Raw genomic sequence first — 18,458 nt, 5'->3', positions numbered from 1 at the left:
CGACCTACTTTATCGATGTGGCTTATTCAAACAACTCTTCTTCATCTTGAATAATGAAACTATCTTCAAGGGAAGCTTCTTCTTCTTCATCCTGTATTTCCAACAAGTCTGTATCGTCTTCAATATCAGATCCGATTTCCACTTTCCCAACGGCAGCCGTATCCGGTATCTTTTCATCGCTTACAGCCGTATTCGTTGACAAATCATAGTCGTCTTCAAAATCCTCTTTGACATCGATTTCTATATTGTCACTTGTTAAAACTTTTACGTCTAGACATAGTGACTGTAATTCTTTAAGTAGTACTTTAAAGGATTCTGGAATACCCGGCTCAGGTATGTTTTCACCTTTAATGATGGCTTCGTAAGTCTTAACACGTCCAACAACATCGTCTGATTTAACAGTCAAGATTTCTTGTAATGTATAGGCAGCACCATATGCTTCAAGCGCCCAAACTTCCATCTCTCCAAATCTCTGACCTCCGAATTGTGCCTTACCACCCAGTGGTTGTTGCGTTACAAGTGAGTAAGGTCCGGTTGATCGTGCATGAATCTTATCCTCAACCAAATGGTGAAGCTTTAAGTAGTGCATGTAACCGATGGTAACCGGATTATCAAAGTACTCACCGGTTCTTCCGTCTCTAAGGGCAATTTTTCCATCAGATGTAATTGGTACACCTGCCCATTCTTCCTTGTGTTTCTGATTTTCCTCAAGGTATTGTAATAAACCTTCGTTTAATTTGTCTTCCCATTTACCACAGAATGCTTTCCACTCAGAATTGACATAATCATTGGCTAGTTCTAGTGTTTCCATGATATCAATCTCATTGGCGCCGTCAAAAACCGGTGTCGCCACTTTGAAGCCCAGTGCTTTTGCAGCTAGGCCAAGGTGAACTTCAAGAACTTGACCGATGTTCATACGTGAAGGTACACCTAGGGGATTGAGTACGATATCTAGCGGTCTACCGTTTGGTAAGAAAGGCATGTCTTCAACCGGTAATATTCGAGATATTACACCTTTGTTACCATGACGACCCGCCATTTTGTCACCGACGGAGATTTTTCTTTTTTTAGCAATATAAACTCTAACAGATTGATTAACACCCGGTGCTAATTCATCTCCGTTTTCTCTTGTAAATACATTAACATCTACAACAATGCCTTTTGCACCATGGGGTACTTTTAGAGATGTATCTCTAACTTCACGGGCCTTCTCACCGAAGATGGCTCTAAGCAGTCTTTCTTCAGCTGTTAATTCCGTTTCACCTTTTGGTGTTACTTTACCAACGAGAATATCGCCAGATCTAATCTCAGCTCCAATTCTTATAATACCCCGTTCGTCTAAGTCTTTTAATGCATCGTCGCCAACACCCGGTACGTCCCTCGTTATTTCTTCAGGACCCAGCTTGGTGTCTCGTGCTTCTGCTTCGTATTCTTCAATATGTAGTGATGTATATACATCGTCTTTTACCAGATTCTCACTTAAGAGAATAGCATCCTCAAAGTTGTAACCTTCCCATGTCATGAAACCAATCAATGGGTTCTTACCTAAAGCAATTTCGCCATTGCTGGTTGAGGGTCCATCCGCTAATACATCACCTTTTAAGACTTTTTGTCCTTTATTAACCAAAGGTCTTTGATTGATACATGTACCTTGATTGCTTCTGGAGAACTTCGTGAGACGATAATAATCTTTTTGTCCTGCCTTCGTCTTTACTACAATCTCTTCTGATGATACGCGTTCAACAACACCGTCACTTTTAGCGATTGCCATAACACCTGAGTCAACGGCTGATTTGTGTTCCATCCCCGTACCTACAATAGATGATTCTGTCACCAAGAGAGGTACCGCTTGACGTTGCATGTTTGAACCCATAAGGGCTCTATTTGCATCATCGTTTTCTAGAAAAGGGATCATAGCTGTTGCAACAGAAAATACCTGCTTAGGTGATACGTCCATCAAGTCGATTCTAATGTCTTCCATCTCAATGATGTGCTCGCCAAAACGCCCTGTTACATACTTATGTACAAAGTGATTGTTTTCGTCAAGAGGCTCATTGGCTTGAGCTACACGATAATTCCATTCAACATCGGCAGTCATATAAACAATATCATCAAGGACGACCGGTTTTTCACCTGTTTTATCAATCTTACGATAAGGTGCCTCTATAAAGCCATATTCATTAATACGGGCATAGCAAGCAAGGGAGTTGATTAGACCAATGTTTGGACCCTCTGGTGTTTCAATAGGACACATACGGCCGTAATGAGAGTCATGAACGTCTCGAACCTCAAAACCTGCCCGTTCTCTTGATAAACCACCGGGGCCTAAGGCTGATAAACGTCTTTTATGGGTTAACTCTGCCAGTGGATTGGTTTGATCCATAAACTGTGACAACTGAGAACTGCCAAAAAACTCTTTGATGGCTGCTGTCACAGGTCGAATATTAATTAAAGTTTGAGGTGTAATGCCTTCAGGATCTTGAATGGTCATACGCTCACGAACTACACGTTCCATTCTTGATAAGCCGATTCGGAATTGGTTCTGAAGTAATTCACCAACGGCTCTAATACGTCGATTACCTAAATGGTCAATATCATCTTTAACACCTACGCCGTGCTCTAGATGGATATTATAATTAATAGAAGCAATGATATCTTCTTTTGTTATATGCTTTGGTACAAGCCTTGCCACATTTTTGGAAATGGCTTCAATAAGTTCGTCACCCTCATACTCTGCCATTAATTCAGCAAGAACAGGATAATAAACATGCTCAAATATATCTAACTCTTTTCGATCAACTTGGACATACCTGTCAATATCTACCATCATATTGGATAGAATTTTAACTTTTTTATCTTCTACCGTCACATAAACATAAGGCACCGCAGCATTTTGTATGTCATCTGCTTTTTCAGGTGTTAACACTTCACCGGCTTCTGCAATAACTTCTCCAGTGGTTTGGTCAATAACATCTTCCGATAAAGTTTGTCCTGCAATCCTAAACATAAATGAAAGTTTTTTATTGAATTTGTAACGGCCTACTTTTGCTAGGTCGTACCTTCTTGGATCAAAAAACATAGAATTGATTAAAGACTCAGCACTTTCAACTGATGGTGGTTCTCCCGGTCGTATACGTTTATAAATCTCAATAAGACCTTCTTCATAACTCCCTGTATTATCTTTTTCGATACTTGCAAGAATTTTTATTTCCTCACCAAAAAGTTCCTTGATTTCTGCGTCTTTGCCTATACCTAGAGCTCGGATCAGAATAGTAACAGGGACTTTTCTTGTTCTATCCACACGAACATGGAAAATATCATTGGAATCTGTTTCAAACTCCAACCATGCACCTCTATTGGGTATAACCGTTGCAGAATAAAGTTGCTTCCCAATCTTATCATAATTGATATTATAATAAATACCAGGTGAACGAACCAGCTGACTTACAATAACTCTCTCTGCACCGTTGATAACAAAAGTTCCTGTTGGTGTCATGAGTGGTAAGTCACCCATGAAAATCTCGTGTTCCTTGATTTCGTCTTTTTCCTTGTTAAAAAGTCGGACTTTGACTTTTAGTGGGGCCGCATAGGTGGCATCACGATCCTTACACTCTTCCATTGAATACTTGATTTCTTTGTTCAGAGCAAAGTCAATAAATTCAAGCTTCAGATTGCCGCTGTAATCGCTTATTGGGGAAATATCGCGAAATACTTCTTTCAATCCTTCTTCTAGAAACCATTGATAAGAATTCTTTTGTACCTCAATTAAGTTTGGCATTTCAAGAACTTCTTTTTCACTAGAATAGCTCATTCTAAGACCTGTTCCGTACTTGGTAGGTTTAATCCTGTTTTTCTCCATGGTTTAGTTTCACCCCTTGGCTATATGATTTATTATAAATACACACTTCATGTTTGTGTATAAAAGTGACGATACCCTGCTAAACGCCCTGTTTAACTGGCTTTTATGGCTTATGAAATCCACAAAAACCTATAAATGAGCATACAAAGCCATATTAACGCATTAACAAATAATATCACACCTTATATTAGGTGTCAAGAATAATACTCCAACAAAAAAATACATTCTGATTGCAGATTGTTTCATTCTTAATATGCTTTTTCTGATGACCTTCGTAAAAACCACGATCTTTCTCTAAACCTTTACGAAAACCATCTTGTAAGTTCCACTTAACCATTGATGCCATTATACAAAAAAACTAAAACAAATAATTTTTGTTCTAGTTTAATGATGATAATTAACCCCTAGATTATGCAATCCAGGGGTTAGATATAATATTATTTAAGTGTAATTTCAGCGCCAACTTCTTCAAGCTTAGCTTTCATTTCATCTGCTTCAGCTTTTGTTACGCCTTCTTTAACTGCTGTTGGTGCACCTTCAACTAAGTCTTTTGCTTCTTTAAGACCAAGGCCGGTGATTTCTCTTACAACTTTGATGACTTTAATTTTTTGAGAACCTGCTGATGTTAACTCAACATCAAACTCAGTTTTTTCTTCTGCTGCCGCTGCTTCGCCGCCGCCTGCTGCTACGACTACGCCCGCTGCTGCTGACACGCCAAATTCTTCTTCACATGCTGATACAAGTTCATTCAGTTCAAGTACGGTTAATTCTTTGATTGCTTCTATGAGTTCTTGAGTTGATAATTTTGCCATTGTATGACACCTCCGTATATTATTATTATTCTGTTTTTTCTATTGTGGTTACTTCAGTTTCAACTGCAACTTCTTCTACGACTTCTGCTACAGGTTCAGCAACAACTGCTACATTGTCAGAAACAAGTTCTGCAGCTGTCGCCACGCCAGTTTCAGCCGCTTTATCCGCAACGGCTTTGATGGTACGTGCAAATGTAGATATTGGTGATTTGATACTTCCAAGTAATTTTGAAAGCAGTTCTTCTCTAGATGGAATAGCGGCAATTTTGACAATCGTTGCGTCGTCATAATAAACACCTTCTACAACACCAGCTTTGAACTCAAGGTTCTTGAATGCTTTTGATTGCTTAAGCAACACTCTAGGTCCTGCAGTAGGATCTTCATAACTGATGGCTATTGCACTAGGTCCTGCCAAATGCTTTTCTAATGCTTCAAATTCTGTCCCTTGGAATGCAAAACTCATCATTGAGTTCTTAAACACTTTGTAAGTTACATTGGCTTCACGCAATGACTTACGAAGTTCAGTATCTTGTTCAACGGAAAGGCCACGGTAGTCAACCAACACGATGGATGTTGCACCTTCTATTGAATCCTTGATGGTTTTGATTACTGATTGTTTTTCTTCGATTCTTGGCATTTAGTACACCTCCTTGAATTATTTATTGGGGCTTGCCATAGACTTGTTATAAACAAAAGACCCTTGTCAATAGACAAAGGTCGATTCATATCATCATTCATGATAAAAAAGTCTCCTCGGTAGGTGAATGATATCTTTATGCTTACGCACCTACTGTCTACAGCGATATAGTGGTCATCTGGAATCCGTCTGACCTGCGAGATAGAGTATAACAAATGCCAGACCCTATGTCAACTATTTTTTACCCTCAGATCAGCCATAACAGCTGATCCAAAGGCATGATATATTATTTTTTTGCTACTGAGCTGTCTAACTTCATTGGGTTTACCTTCACGCCAGGGCCCATTGTTGAAGCTACGGATACGCTACGAAGGTAGGTACCTTTTGCAGCGGATGGTTTTGCTTTTATAATTGCATTCATTAAAGTGTGGAAGTTATCTGCAAGTTTTTCCTGGCCAAAAGAAGCCTTTCCTATTGGACAATGGATGATGTTCGTTTTATCTAATCTATACTCAATTTTACCAGCTTTGATTTCTTCTATTGCTTTACCTACATCCATGGTTACAGTACCTGCTTTTGGGTTTGGCATAAGGCCTTTTGGACCAAGGACTCTACCAAGACGACCAACCACACCCATCATATCAGGTGTTGCAACGACAACGTCAAACTCCAACCATCCTTCATTCTGGATTTTTGGAATCAGGTCTTCTGCACCAACAAAATCTGCGCCTGCTGCTTCTGCTTCTGTTGCTTTTGCACCTTTTGCAAATACAAGCACTCGAACACTCTTACCAGTACCGTGTGGTAGTACAACTGCACCACGCACTTGTTGCTCAGCATGACGTCCGTCAACACCAAGTCTAACATGGACCTCTACGGTTTCATCAAATTTTGCTTTTGCTGTTTCAATAGCTAAGCTTAAAGCATCTGCTGGATCATATTGCTTCGTTTTATCAACTAATTTATGTAATTCAATCTTTCTTTTGCTTTTTTTCATTGTTATACCTCCTTGTGGTAGTATCGGGTTTTACCCTTCCACGGATTATCGGTCGACCGATGTTTTCAAATTGTCCGGTTTGTTGTTAGTCTTCTACAACAATACCCATGCTTCTTGCTGTTCCTGCGATCATTGACATCGCTGTTTCGATGTTGGCCGCATTTAGGTCCGGCATCTTAAGCTCTGCAATTTTTTGAACTTCTGCTTTTGAAATCTTAGACACTTTTGTTTTATTAGGTTCACCTGAACCGGATTTAATGTTACATGCTTTTTTAAGCAAAATCGCAGCAGGTGGTGTCTTTGTGATGAAACTAAAACTTCTGTCTGCATATACAGTAATAACAACAGGAATAATCATACCTGGTTGATCCGCTGTTTTTGCATTGAACTCTTTAGTAAACTGCATAATGTTGACACCATGCTGACCTAGAGCCGGTCCAACTGGTGGTGCTGGTGTTGCTTTCCCAGCAGGAATTTGTAATTTAATAAGTCCTGTAACTTTTTTCGCCATGATAGCGTACCTCCTGATTTCTAAAATATAACTAATAGCGCAAAGCGCCTATGGGAAATCAGCTATATCCGATGTGGTATTTACGGGGATTTCCCTCCCACTTGTCCGTTATGGACAAATTGTTACGATTCTAGACTTTTACCATATTGGAAAAGTCCAATTCAACCGGCGTTTCTCTACCAAATATTGACAGATTAACAATAACGGTTCTTTTGTGGTCGTGAATCTCTTTTACGACACCAACCGAACCATCGAATGGTCCATCTGTTACCGTTACCGTATCACCAATAGCCACGTCCATCTTTGTAATATGTAAATCGATGCCCATGGTTTTGATTTCCGCTTCTGTTAAAGCCACTGGTTTGGATCCCGGTCCTACGAAGCCTGTAACACCTCTTGTGTTACGTACAACGTACCAAGTCTCATCATTCATCAACATCTTGAGTATGACGTAGCCTGGGTAGAGTTTTTTCTCTACTTCTTTGCGCTGACCATTCTTATCTTCCAGTACCTTATGAAGGGGGACGATAACTTCTACAATCTGATCTTGTAGTTTTCTGTTTTCAATTAACTTTTCAATGTTGGCTTTCACCTTGTTTTCATACCCTGAATAGGTATGAACTACATACCATTTTGCTTCTTCAGACATAGAACCATCCTTCTGTTGTTTATAGTAGTAAGAAACGTACAATTGCACCGAATATTGTATCAATTCCTGCAACTATACCGCCGACAACTAATGAAACAGCGATAACAATACCTGTCTGCTTCATTAAAACTGGGAAACTAGGCCATACGATTTTCTTAAACTCGCTTTTCAGACCTTTGAAAAAATCAGTTTTTCTCGTAGTGTTTGAATCACCCATTGTTTCACTTCCTTCTGTGCTTTTATAGAAAACTATTTTGTTTCTTTGTGATTGGTATGTTTTCTACAAAATCTACAATATTTTTTTGTTTCCATACGTTCTGGGTGCAACCTTTTTTCCTTGGTTGTATTGTAATTCCTTTGCTTGCACTCCGTACATTCTAGCGTGATTTTAACGCGCACAACTTCCACCTCCACTTGTTCTACTGTTAAAATATGTTGTGTTTGAAGCTGCTTTCTTTTTAAAAATAGCGCATAAAAAAAAGCCCTACAAACGTGCAACTATAAATTTATCATAGGTACAACATCTTGTCAAGCTCTTTTAACAGCTTCAAAGGTCACACTCAAAAAGCTGATAATAATACAATGGATAGTGTAAAATAGTAATAAATCGTCAAGCTTCATCTAGAATATAAGGTTACGACTGTCATCTATTTCTTAGAATCAAAGAAATGGGGTTGATCTGCCTTCTTCTGCTTGTTGTAATTGTTGTGGTAACTAGAGACCGCTGACTTCTGATTCCTAAAGTTCTTAACATCGCCTTTGATGTTCTGACTCTTAAGATCAAACCTTTGCTTGTTACGCATTTCAGCCACTTGAATCTCCACACCCAAGTCACTTACATCCGTTATATATTGCTTCATCTTCCCAATCGCTTCTTTATATAATGCCGGTTGAGACTTTAAGGTCGACTTGATTCTATCAAAAGCGCTCTCAAAACCTTCATCAATCTGAATCAGCTTATCGATACGAATTTGCTTGTTGCTCATAATGTTATTAAAACTTGTGGTATTAAAGTCTTCCTTCCCAAGCAAGTCCGATTGTTCTTTTGTATATGCCAGAATCTCTTCTAATAAAACTTTTTTTCTTTCTAACGCATCCAGAAGGATATCCACTTGTACATGCATGTCGCCCATAACGCACCACCTTTTTTCTACTAATTAAGAGTATAACAAATTATGATGTATTTTACCACCACGAGAATAAATGATAAGGACCCAGTCCATTGACCAGATCCTCATTACTCATTACTTTCAGGAAAATTTGAGCTTTCAGCCTTGATACCTGGCTGAAAGATTATAGGTGTTTTCCCTCCGTGAACAATTAAAAAGCAAATTGTTCATATCTGTATGTCGATGCTTCGACCGATTTCCGGGGTTACACTTTGTTCCATCCTCTTAACAAGTTCATTGCTTTGAACTTCTGACATATCCATAATCTTGGCAGCCAGTTGTATGCCGGCTTGTTGTCTCACTTGGCCTTGGGATAATATCATAGACATTGCTGCTATATCCATAGAACTCACTCCTAATGATTTACTTTTATAAAAGTTCACGTGATACCAATTCTTAACTTAATCAATTCTTTTACATAAGTCTAAATCATTGTGCTTTCGTTGTCAAGTTTAGAGAATTTTCACTCCCTGTATTTCCTTGTTTTGTAAGTTGCATAGCTTCTTTCCATGTATTTCTTAAATCTCTTATAAATCCTATGGCTTCTTCAAGTATCTCAGGATCTTTAGATGCATTGGCTTCCATCAGCCTTCTGCTAATATAATCATACATGAGTTCAAGACCTACGGCAACTTCATAACTCTTATCTAAAGTGATCTGGAATTCTTCGATGATGGCCAACACCCGCATAATCAGATTATGGCTTTTTTCGATATCTTTTTCCACCATGGCCACTTTTGCTTGATTGCCAAACTTGATGGCACCATCATAGAGCATTAACGTTAATTCTTGAGGGGAGGCGGTCATAATGGAATTAGATTTTATTTTTGTGTATGGATTACTTGTCATCTTAGAGACCTCCTAATTGTTGCGTTAACCAGTTGCTTGTTGAATTGGACTGTTGCATGGCTTGTTCCATTGCCGTGAACTGTTTATAATAACGGTCTTCTATCATAGATAGACGTATTTCAAGATCACTCATTTTTGCATCAAAATCTTTTACTTGTTTATCCATACTTTTATCATTATAGAAAGTCAACGCGCTACTAAGTGAAGATGATCGCATTTTTTTGCTCATGTCCTCATAAAGTTTATTACCTAGACTTGTCATAAGCTCCATAACAGCATCCGGATCTTCTTCAATCGCATTTCTGAGCTTATTCTCTTTTACACTGTATAAACTATTATCTTCATCGCCTTCAATATGTAAGACACCTTTTTCAGTATAACTACCCGTAACAATACCTAAGCTGCTGAAGCTTCTAAAAGTAAAGCCAACAGTGTTCACACCGGAAGATAAAGTTAAAGTATTTCTCATACCACTCATAATACTTGTTAGGGTGTCATCCCTTCTTAGCAGGGATTTTTTTATTTTATCTTCCCATAGCTTAATGTCTTCATCGGTCATGGCTTCTTTTTCTTCTGATGTTAATGGTTTATAGGTTCTGGCTGAATCTGCACTGATTTTTTCATCCATCTCCAACATAAGTTCATTGTATTTGTTGACAAATTTCTTAACTGAATCATATATGGCTTCTGTGTCTTGGGTAACGGAAATCGTAGAACTACCACCTTCACCTAATATGTTAAAGGATAAACCGTTAACAACCACTTCATTGGTAGTACTGGTCAAATCTGTACCATTATATTTAAAGGCTGCATCATTACCAATAGATCCATTTACATTTGTAAACCCTAGACCAGCTAAGGCTTGTGCGTCACCACCTACTTGAAGCTCAACACCTGCACCTGTATTGGTAGAGGATAGGAACATTCTATTGAAGTTGCTATCATAGCTTATATTCATATCCATACCTAAGTCTTTTACTTTTTTGACAATGCTTGCCATAGTATCACTGGCTTCGATGGTTATTTGTTGTGTATTCTTTCCGCCATCTAAACTGAAGGTGAGATTTTTTGTGGTCGAAGCGTCAAATCCCATCATCGTACCGGCTGTCGTTGAAGCCGTAACATCTGTTAAGGTGTCCCCTGATAAGAAAGAGCCTTTTGCCATGGTCGTAACCTCAATGCTATGGCTGCCTCTTATGGCTGCTGATGATGTATTAACAGAAACCATACTCTCATTGGAGCTGGTTAGTTTTTTCTTACTGTAGGTACCTGCTGATTTGAAAGAAAAAAGCTCTTCTTTATAAAAACTGTAAAGTTTGGCATTTACGGATGACCAAGCTTCTTTTTTCCACTCGGCTAAGACTTTATCCTTTTCTACAGTCACCACCCTTGTTCGTTCTACTTTCATAAGATCTCTTATAATACTCTGAGTATCAAGGCCTGAAGCCAGTCCTGTAAATTGTATTGCCATAGAAGTACCTCCTATCTATGTTCGTCCACAAGTATGCCTGAGATCTCCCACAGATGGGCGACCATATCTAAAACTTTTTCGGACGGTATTTCTCGTATGACTGAATCATTCTCTGTGTTAATAACTTTTACCATAATCTGCTTGGTCGTATCATGTATAGAGAATTCTAGTCGTCTGTCATAGGTTCTAATGTGTTTATTGGCTTTTTCTATAGCCTTAATCACTTGCTGTTCTTGTTGAAGTGTGTTTTCTGCCGCTGCCACTTCTGCATCAACATGAATACGTTCTTGTTGCTTAGCCGCTGATGCATTCTGATTGCCTGATTTTTTCACAGGTTGTATTGGAGCTGGAGCTTCCGTTCTACCTACTCGTTCTACACTTTGGGGTGTTGGCATCGTGTTTGCACCGCCAACCGAATCAATTCTCATAGTAATACCTCCTTGTATTGTTATATCCTACATTATATATCGGCTTCTCAAGCTGAAAGTTAATAGGCGATTGATCATTTAAGGTATTAAGTTCGGTTTAAGTTATATTCAGATCTGCGCTTAGTAAGCGTACTTCGGCTTCGAGTTCACTTAATCTACTTTGATAAGCGCTTATTTCTTTTTGATCCAGTTTTCTATCTGCCGCATCCTGGGCAATAACACGCATACTTAATAGACGTACTTCTGTTTCTTCAAGTAGTACGATTTTTTGTTTGACTCTTTCAAGTTCCGCTTCAAGTAAAGCTCTTTCATTCTGCATTTACAAAACTTCCTTTCACTTGTCCCAAGCTGACCGCAAGAACTGTCCCTCGGTCTACCCAGAAACTGTCCTATGGACATTTTCTGCCTAAGACTTTAGCCTTATTTTTTACTTTTTCTAATGCTTTTCATTAAAATATGATACAATAAAATAGAACGTATGTTCTGATGATTTCTTGAATAGGGAGAGTGACTTCAATGACTAAAATAAATACTGAACTGTTAAAAATAATCAAAGAGAAATATCCAAATATGAATACTGAAAAACTAGCTCAGGAGCTTAATCTATCAATTTATCAGCTTCGACGCATCGTTTCAAAAAACAAAATTTCAAAAAGCCATGCATTTAAACAACAGCTTATTCGTGAGTTACAACACAAAAGAGCTTTGGCATACGAAGACAACATCATAAAGTACAAGCCATCACAAATTCAAGAAAATATTATTGTTGGAAGTTTGCTTGGTGATGGGAGCCTAGCCTGCTATGGGCGTAGCAAAGAATCATTTTATCGTGAACATGGATGCAGGAAACAAGCTGACTATCGCGCATGGAAAGCAGAAATGCTGGCCTCTCTTGATTTCAAGTATTATGATCAATATGAAGCGCCAAGTATTAAATCTCCAAGTAACCTTTTATATACTTATTATCATAAACTTTTTTATTGTAATGGGCGTAAAAGAATTACACCTCAAATTCTTACCAAACTCAATCATCCCATTGGACTGCTCTGTCTATACCTAGATGATGGTACACTTGTTATTGATCGATATATTAGAAAAAACAGAATTCATCTTTTTCCAAGAATTACAATCTATTCTCAATCTTTTTCAGAAAATGAAAACATATTATTACAGAAACATATTCTTGATACTTTTGGCATTCAATTCATCTTGAAGAAACGTAAAGATGGTAAAGGCTATGTCTTACAGTGTAACTATAGAGATCATATTATCTTCTTCCTTCAAATTATTCAACATCAACATCCATTACTAGAATGTATGCACTATAAAATGGATCTAGAATCCGCTCTCATTTCCACAAAAGCCAGATATCAAATACATTATCCCAATCATGAAATCATCATTGACCGCTATGAAAAATGATAAAAAGAGTCAGAGGAAAAATCCCCTGACCCCTTAATGCTTAAACTATTTTAATTATCTTAATAATTGAAGTACGCCTTGAGGTGCTTGGTTTGCTTGCGGACCATCCATTAACTTTCATTAACGGCCAGACTATATCTTCAACCCAGTCATTTTGTCTTTAATAAATGACCATTAGGTTGTTGGGCACTTCAGACCACCTCTGATCCTACGGATTTCATCATCATAGCTTTCGCCTTAGATGGTATATCCTAGTCGTTGAACCTTCTCCAACCTTTCGGTACAGGAGCTTGGCTGCTGATTATCCAATCTCTATATTTTTCAAACATTCACGCATACCGTTTCCAGTTACGTTGTAGTATGTAGAGCTTAAGGAAGTTCCAGCAATTCACCCAATGTGCATATAAGATTCTCATCTTATAGGACCCTTAATGCTTATCTCAGAAGTTGTAAAACACCTTGAGGTGCAGCATTTGCTTGAGCCAACATCGCTTGTGCAGCTTGAGTAAGGATGTTATTCTTAGTGAATTCCATCATTTCTTTCGCCATGTCTACGTCTCTGATACGTGATTCAGAAGCTTGTAAGTTCTCAGATGATGTATCTAAGTTCTTGATAGTGTGCTCTAATCTGTTTTGAACTGCACCAAGCTTAGATCTCTCAGCTGATACTGATTCAAGTGCATCATTGATAGTAGTTATTGCTGATGAAGCGACTTCTTGAGTTGAGATATTAATTCCATTAATAGTACCTTCAAAGTTTTCATCAAGCGTTGTTGGTACGGTAGTATTGCCGGCTGCTGCTAAATCTCCAGCCACAACTGTTGAACCTTCTTTTACGGATACTTCAAATCCACCAATTTTATTCAATTCTGCCATAAGATTGTTTAATGTTGTAATAGAATCTGCACTATCAACTGCAGATGCAAGAGTTACAGCTATTACACCTTCTGTACTTGTATCAATTGCAAAATCTGCTGCAGTCGTTGCATCACCACCAACTGTAATATTAATAGCTAATGCATCACCCGTCAAACTTCTTACTTCGAGATCAGTGTTACCAACTAAATCAATTGCTGTATAAACATCTCCACTAACACCCAAAGTATTTGCATCCATTGCATTGATTGTCAAACTCAAGTTTTGTCCTTCATTAGCGCCAATATGGAATGTACCTTCAAAATTACCATCAAGTAATTTTTGAGTGTTAAATTCTGTTGTACCTGAAATTCTAGATATCTCTTTTGCAAGTTCATTAACTTCGTTTTGAAGCGCTCCACGGTCAACGTCTACATTCGTATCCGTTGAAGATTGAACAGCAAGTTCTCTCATACGTTGAAGAATCGCTTGAGTCTCATTAAGAGCACCTTCAGCAGTTTGTACTAAAGAAATAGCGTCTTGAGAGTTTCTTGAAGCTTGATTTAAGCCTCTGATTTGGCCTCTCATTTTTTCAGATATTGCAAGACCAGCTGCGTCATCGCCAGCACGGTTGATTCTAAAACCGGATGATAATTTCTCCATTGATTTAGCGCCGTTTGCTTGTCCCATACCTAATTGTCTGTGTGTGTTCATTGCCATTAGATTGTTATTAATTCTCATAATTTATTCCTCCTTGAATTTCATGAGTTTTGGCTATTGTACTTAGATTTTACAATAACCAAGTTAGTGTCGAATATGCCAGCTTCCATGCTGGCACTCGTTGGCCAACGAGCTTTGTTCGTTACAGGTAATATATCGTCCCTTTTTTCAAAGACCTTAATAGTAAATTCAAAAAAGTTTTATTTTATTTCATAAAGTCTTTCAGCTTGCTGAGGGCGCTGTCGTTGCCAGCGGCAGCGGCTTTATTTTCTTCTTGAATCTGTAGATAAACTTCTTTTCTATGAATAGGGACACTTTTAGGCGCCTCGATGCCAATCTTAATCTGATCTCTTGAGATATCTAGTACTGTAATGACAATGTCATCATTAATGATAATGGACTCTCCTAGCTTTCTTGATAGGGCCAACATGATTATTCACCAGCCTTCATAAGCTTCATTTGCTCATAGAGATTGTGCTTAATCTCGTATTCCTCATTGGCTACAATGACCTGCATACCCTTTTTTGTCTGGATATTTATAACAATTGGCGCTTTCAAGTTGGTGGTCATGGATTCTATATTATCAGTAATCACAACAACGGAAAACAAATTCAAGTCTTCTTCCTTCAACGCACCGATTCTTGCAATCTGCTCATCTGCCACTTCCGGGCTATAGTCTGGAAACCAAAACATAGGGTTGATGACCGGCAAAGACAAACCTTCATCATCGACCGATTGCATCCAACATAATCCATTTTTTGTGTCTTCATCTTCATAGAGCATAACGTAGCGTTTACTGTCTTCAAATCCAAAGATGCCTTGTTCAAACACTACAATTCTTTCTTCATCGATTTCTACTTCTCCAAAATGCTTGGTATTAATTTTCATCATAGACACTCCCTTATATGTTTTCTATATTATTTCTTTTCGATATTATATCTATAATATCTTTTTTAACTCTATTTAGCAAATAATTCTTAAACCACCTCTTTGTTCTTCATTAACGAATAAAGTCCAATAAAGTCGGTTGAATAATTTTAGAGGATGCGGACAAGCTTGCATTATAAACCATTTCTTGAGCCGCCATCTTCATGATGACCTCTGCATAGTCCACGTCTTCGTTCTTAGATAGCAAGTCTGTAAAATTCAGATTGTCTTCACTGAGCCTGTTAATGGTTAATTCTAAGCGGTTAATCTTACCACCAATCTCAGCTCTGGTGTTGAGTAATGTACCGATATGTTTATCCATCTTTCCTATAAGCTTATTAAAGACATCACCTAATAAGTCTTCCTGAAGGGCGGTGGTTAAGGTCTCATCATCTGTGATGCTTTTTGTGGCATTAATCAGTTCTTCTATATCTCGAACCAAATCAATCCCAATGACGTCATAGCCCATAGTATTAATGGACATCTGTTGACTGTAACTAACTTGATAAAGCATTTTCTCATTACTGACAGTAAAGACAGTACCTGTAGTCAAATTCTGCCCATCGTAATAATGTTCCGGCATAAGATCCCCTTTATCAAAACCTGTTTTTTCATAGGTAAAATCTAAGGGATCAGGAATATTCACAACATCATCAGGATGAAAAATCAATTCACCCGTATCTTGTATAAAATTCACCTCACCAAGAACAGGGGTCATGGCACCTGGATCTGCGGCGTTCATTGTATTAACTGTTGTAAAAGGGGGGGTTAGTGAAGTCGTATCAGGATTAGAAACATTGGTATAGCCTAAACGGATTCTGTGCACATCAATAATTTCATTATCAACCACCCGTTTCGTCTTTTCCACATCTGAAGCCTTGAAGCTTTGTGTGAGTTCATAGGTGTCCCCCGATGTTTCAGTAAATACCAGGGGCATGTTGGTTTTGTAACCGGAAAAAACATGACGGCCGGCATAGGTTGTATTGCCTTCGTTCACAAACTGTTCCATAAGCTGTTCAATTTCCGTTACCACATTTTTCCTGTTATCAATATTTAGTATGTCTGAAGTGGCTTGAACACTTAGGTCTCGAACCCTTTTCAAAATCTCCGTTACATTGGTAACCGATTGCTCCGTAACGCCTGCCCATGATATAGCATCTTCTGCATTGGTCTGATATTGCTTAATCTCGTTTACATTGTTACGGAACTTCAGGGCTCTAATAGCCACGATGGGATTGTCTGAAGGCTTTTGAATCTTCTTGCCTGTAGCCATCTGTGTTTCGTATAAACTAAGTGTTTCTCTATTCCTATTAATATTCAGAAGTACGTTGTTGGTCATCATTGAATTGGTTATACGCATCTAATCACCTCTTATCTCGCGCCCATCTGATTGATGGTCACATTATAAATCTCATCCATAACACTGATAATCTTAGCCGATACATTATAAGCTTGCTGAAACTTCAACATATTCAAGGTTTCTTCATTTAAGTCCACACCGGATACGGATAATCTTTGATTGGTCACTAGGAGCATGAGGTTTTCCTGACCCTTTTTAAAACTTATGACTTGCTTGGCATCGATCCCTAAGGTTCCAAGAAGGGATTGCATGAAGTTGTCCGGTTTTCCTTTGGCGAACATATTTGAGTCATGTCTTTTTTCTATGAGCTTCAAGATTAAGTCGTTGGCACTTTCTCCGTAATCTACTGTCGCTGATGTTTCTACCAACGATAAATCATCTATAACCGCTTGGTTTACGGTAAAGTTATATATGTCCATCTTTTCATAACTGGTTGGATCATTCACATCAAGAGGGGGTGTGCCTGTATAACCCTTATAGGTAAATAACTGAGTACCTGTCCCACCATTGCCGCTTTCGTTAATGGCGTTAAACTCTCTTGCTATGGTTCTAACAAAATGGTTGAGCTCTTGTGTGTAATAGGGTATGCCTTTAAAGGATTGGTTGTCGCCAATAAAGCTAGTTGTACCGTCAACACCTGCCGGTGCAGCTGCATCTAAGTTAAAGGTCATTTGGTTCAGTACTGGGTCATAAGTCGCGCTGCTATAGGTAATCAAGGTCCCACCGATATTCATCTCTCCTGCTGTCGGAATATCTGTGCGTGATGGATTATTTATGACAAGCGTATTGGTACCCTCGCCTGATAAGATGGCACCTTTGAAATTCTGTCCATTATTACCGTCTCTAAGATCGATGTAGCCTTTTAATTCACCTGAAAGGTTATCATTGTTCAGATAGAGCTCTTTTCCTGACTTCCAATAGATGTCATACATATCTACCTGATCTTCCGGGTTGTTTAGATAAGTTCTCGGCTTTACTTCTAAGTAATTGGCCGTTGTATCATATACTAGACTTTGGCCGTTGATGGACACACGGAAGGTTTTCTTGCCGTTTGCATCGGTTATTTCTTTTGTATCGACATTGACTATTTTTGACAAATTGTCAATAATACGGTTTCTTTCATCCCTTAAGTCATTGGCCGACTTACCAGATAATTCCATATTCCCAATCTGATGATTCAAGGATGCCAATTGTTGGGAGAAGAAATTTATCTGGTCTATATTGGTCTTGAGTCCAAAATTGGTTTCTTTTTGTAAAGTGGTTAATTGCTTACTCACATCGTTCATATAGGTTGCAAAAGATTCCAGTGAAGTCACAAAGGCACTTCTAACCGTTGTGTCGCCTGGGTTCTTAGATAAGGTCTGAAGACTCTCAAAAATATTATTAAAAAACGTACTGTAACCGGTTTCTGAAGGCTCATTAAAGAGTATCTCCATCTGGCTGAGTATTTCATCTTTGACTTGGTATTCGCCCAGTTCATTGACCATGCTCCAATATTTATTATCCAGATAGCTGTCTCTGTGTTGAAGAATATTGGTAATTTCTGATCCTGTACCGACCATGCCCCTCATACCGTTAGGCAATGGTCTGGTGGCGGACTGTAAGCCATATTGACGGCTGTAGCCAACAGTCTCAGCGTTGGCGATATTATGGTTGGTGATGTCCAGTGCAGTTTTTGCTGTATATAGGCCTTGGGTTCCAACCCCAATACCAAAAAATGCTGATCCCATTGTCATACCTCCTATTACTATTTTATGTCATCATTTTGTTAAAACTAAGTTTAACTAATTAG

At 38.5% G+C, this 18,458-nt stretch carries 20 protein-coding genes and 1 other annotated feature; of the genes, 1 reads left to right on the top strand and 19 read right to left on the bottom strand.

Annotated features, from left to right (window positions below):
- Positions 1 to 22: 22 nt before the first annotated feature.
- The 14 genes from rpoB to P0N36_RS00835 all read right to left on the bottom strand — a co-directional run bounded on the left by rpoB (position 23) and on the right by P0N36_RS00835 (position 11,701).
- A complete protein-coding gene (gene rpoB / locus P0N36_RS00900; RefSeq protein WP_275840825.1) occupies positions 23 to 3,859 on the bottom strand; it encodes a DNA-directed RNA polymerase subunit beta in 3,837 nt (1,278 codons plus the stop codon).
- Between the two features lie 437 nt (positions 3,860 to 4,296).
- The gene (rplL, locus tag P0N36_RS00895) at positions 4,297 to 4,671 is read right to left on the bottom strand and encodes a 50S ribosomal protein L7/L12 (protein WP_275840823.1); all 375 of its coding nucleotides are present in this window, start codon (positions 4,669 to 4,671) and stop codon (positions 4,297 to 4,299) included.
- Between the two features lie 25 nt (positions 4,672 to 4,696).
- Positions 4,697 to 5,308, bottom strand: a complete 612-nt coding sequence (rplJ, locus tag P0N36_RS00890; protein WP_275840822.1) for a 50S ribosomal protein L10 — start codon at positions 5,306 to 5,308, stop codon at positions 4,697 to 4,699.
- Positions 5,309 to 5,351: 43 nt separating this feature from the next.
- Positions 5,352 to 5,489, bottom strand: a sequence feature (ribosomal protein L10 leader region).
- Positions 5,490 to 5,594: 105 nt separating this feature from the next.
- Complete coding sequence (rplA, locus tag P0N36_RS00885) at positions 5,595 to 6,305, bottom strand: 50S ribosomal protein L1 (RefSeq protein ID WP_275840820.1); 711 nt, start codon at positions 6,303 to 6,305, stop codon at positions 5,595 to 5,597.
- A gap of 85 nt (positions 6,306 to 6,390) precedes the next feature.
- Complete coding sequence (gene rplK / locus P0N36_RS00880) at positions 6,391 to 6,816, bottom strand: 50S ribosomal protein L11 (protein WP_275840819.1); 426 nt, start codon at positions 6,814 to 6,816, stop codon at positions 6,391 to 6,393.
- Positions 6,817 to 6,946: 130 nt separating this feature from the next.
- On the bottom strand, positions 6,947 to 7,465 hold the full coding sequence (gene nusG / locus P0N36_RS00875) for a transcription termination/antitermination protein NusG (RefSeq protein WP_275840818.1): 519 nt from the start codon (positions 7,463 to 7,465) through the stop codon (positions 6,947 to 6,949).
- 19 nt (positions 7,466 to 7,484) lie between these two features.
- The gene (gene secE, locus P0N36_RS00870) at positions 7,485 to 7,682 is read right to left on the bottom strand and encodes a preprotein translocase subunit SecE (protein WP_275840817.1); all 198 of its coding nucleotides are present in this window, start codon (positions 7,680 to 7,682) and stop codon (positions 7,485 to 7,487) included.
- 32 nt (positions 7,683 to 7,714) lie between these two features.
- Positions 7,715 to 7,864, bottom strand: coding sequence for a 50S ribosomal protein L33 (rpmG, locus tag P0N36_RS00865; RefSeq protein WP_125137674.1), 150 nt, complete (start codon positions 7,862 to 7,864; stop codon positions 7,715 to 7,717).
- A 248-nt stretch (positions 7,865 to 8,112) separates the two neighbouring features.
- The gene (flgN, locus tag P0N36_RS00860; RefSeq protein WP_275840813.1) at positions 8,113 to 8,598 is read right to left on the bottom strand and encodes a flagellar export chaperone FlgN; all 486 of its coding nucleotides are present in this window, start codon (positions 8,596 to 8,598) and stop codon (positions 8,113 to 8,115) included.
- A 203-nt stretch (positions 8,599 to 8,801) separates the two neighbouring features.
- Positions 8,802 to 8,978, bottom strand: coding sequence for a YjfB family protein (locus P0N36_RS00855; protein ID WP_275840812.1), 177 nt, complete (start codon positions 8,976 to 8,978; stop codon positions 8,802 to 8,804).
- 85 nt (positions 8,979 to 9,063) lie between these two features.
- A complete protein-coding gene (gene fliS, locus P0N36_RS00850; protein WP_275840811.1) occupies positions 9,064 to 9,483 on the bottom strand; it encodes a flagellar export chaperone FliS in 420 nt (139 codons plus the stop codon).
- A 1-nt stretch (position 9,484) separates the two neighbouring features.
- Positions 9,485 to 10,954: a flagellar filament capping protein FliD gene (gene fliD, locus P0N36_RS00845; RefSeq protein ID WP_275840809.1), complete on the bottom strand. Its 1,470-nt coding sequence runs from the start codon at positions 10,952 to 10,954 to the stop codon at positions 9,485 to 9,487.
- A gap of 11 nt (positions 10,955 to 10,965) precedes the next feature.
- The gene (locus tag P0N36_RS00840) at positions 10,966 to 11,382 is read right to left on the bottom strand and encodes a flagellar protein FlaG (RefSeq protein ID WP_275840808.1); all 417 of its coding nucleotides are present in this window, start codon (positions 11,380 to 11,382) and stop codon (positions 10,966 to 10,968) included.
- Positions 11,383 to 11,479: 97 nt separating this feature from the next.
- On the bottom strand, positions 11,480 to 11,701 hold the full coding sequence (locus P0N36_RS00835; protein ID WP_275840807.1) for a hypothetical protein: 222 nt from the start codon (positions 11,699 to 11,701) through the stop codon (positions 11,480 to 11,482).
- Between the two features lie 197 nt (positions 11,702 to 11,898).
- Between P0N36_RS00835 and P0N36_RS00830 the strand changes: the two genes are divergently transcribed.
- On the top strand, positions 11,899 to 12,804 hold the full coding sequence (locus P0N36_RS00830) for a hypothetical protein (RefSeq protein ID WP_275840806.1): 906 nt from the start codon (positions 11,899 to 11,901) through the stop codon (positions 12,802 to 12,804).
- Positions 12,805 to 13,239: 435 nt separating this feature from the next.
- Here the strand turns inward: P0N36_RS00830 and P0N36_RS00825 are convergent, their stop codons facing one another.
- The 5 genes from P0N36_RS00825 to flgK all read right to left on the bottom strand — a co-directional run bounded on the left by P0N36_RS00825 (position 13,240) and on the right by flgK (position 18,396).
- Positions 13,240 to 14,400: a flagellin N-terminal helical domain-containing protein gene (locus P0N36_RS00825; RefSeq protein ID WP_275840805.1), complete on the bottom strand. Its 1,161-nt coding sequence runs from the start codon at positions 14,398 to 14,400 to the stop codon at positions 13,240 to 13,242.
- Positions 14,401 to 14,584: 184 nt separating this feature from the next.
- On the bottom strand, positions 14,585 to 14,809 hold the full coding sequence (gene csrA / locus P0N36_RS00820) for a carbon storage regulator CsrA (protein ID WP_275840804.1): 225 nt from the start codon (positions 14,807 to 14,809) through the stop codon (positions 14,585 to 14,587).
- A gap of 2 nt (positions 14,810 to 14,811) precedes the next feature.
- Positions 14,812 to 15,270 (bottom strand): flagellar assembly protein FliW, encoded by a 459-nt coding sequence (gene fliW / locus P0N36_RS00815; RefSeq protein WP_275840803.1) that lies wholly within the window; start codon positions 15,268 to 15,270, stop codon positions 14,812 to 14,814.
- A 109-nt stretch (positions 15,271 to 15,379) separates the two neighbouring features.
- Positions 15,380 to 16,666 (bottom strand): flagellar hook-associated protein FlgL, encoded by a 1,287-nt coding sequence (flgL, locus tag P0N36_RS00810; protein WP_275840802.1) that lies wholly within the window; start codon positions 16,664 to 16,666, stop codon positions 15,380 to 15,382.
- A gap of 11 nt (positions 16,667 to 16,677) precedes the next feature.
- Complete coding sequence (flgK, locus tag P0N36_RS00805; RefSeq protein ID WP_275840801.1) at positions 16,678 to 18,396, bottom strand: flagellar hook-associated protein FlgK; 1,719 nt, start codon at positions 18,394 to 18,396, stop codon at positions 16,678 to 16,680.
- Positions 18,397 to 18,458 lie beyond the last annotated feature (62 nt).

The sequence above is a fragment of the Petrocella sp. FN5 genome (assembly GCF_029210395.1).
Classification (GTDB): domain Bacteria; phylum Bacillota; class Clostridia; order Lachnospirales; family Vallitaleaceae; genus Petrocella.
The sequence above is the reverse complement of the archived record's forward strand: the minus strand, read 5'-3'. Positions and strand labels throughout refer to the sequence as shown.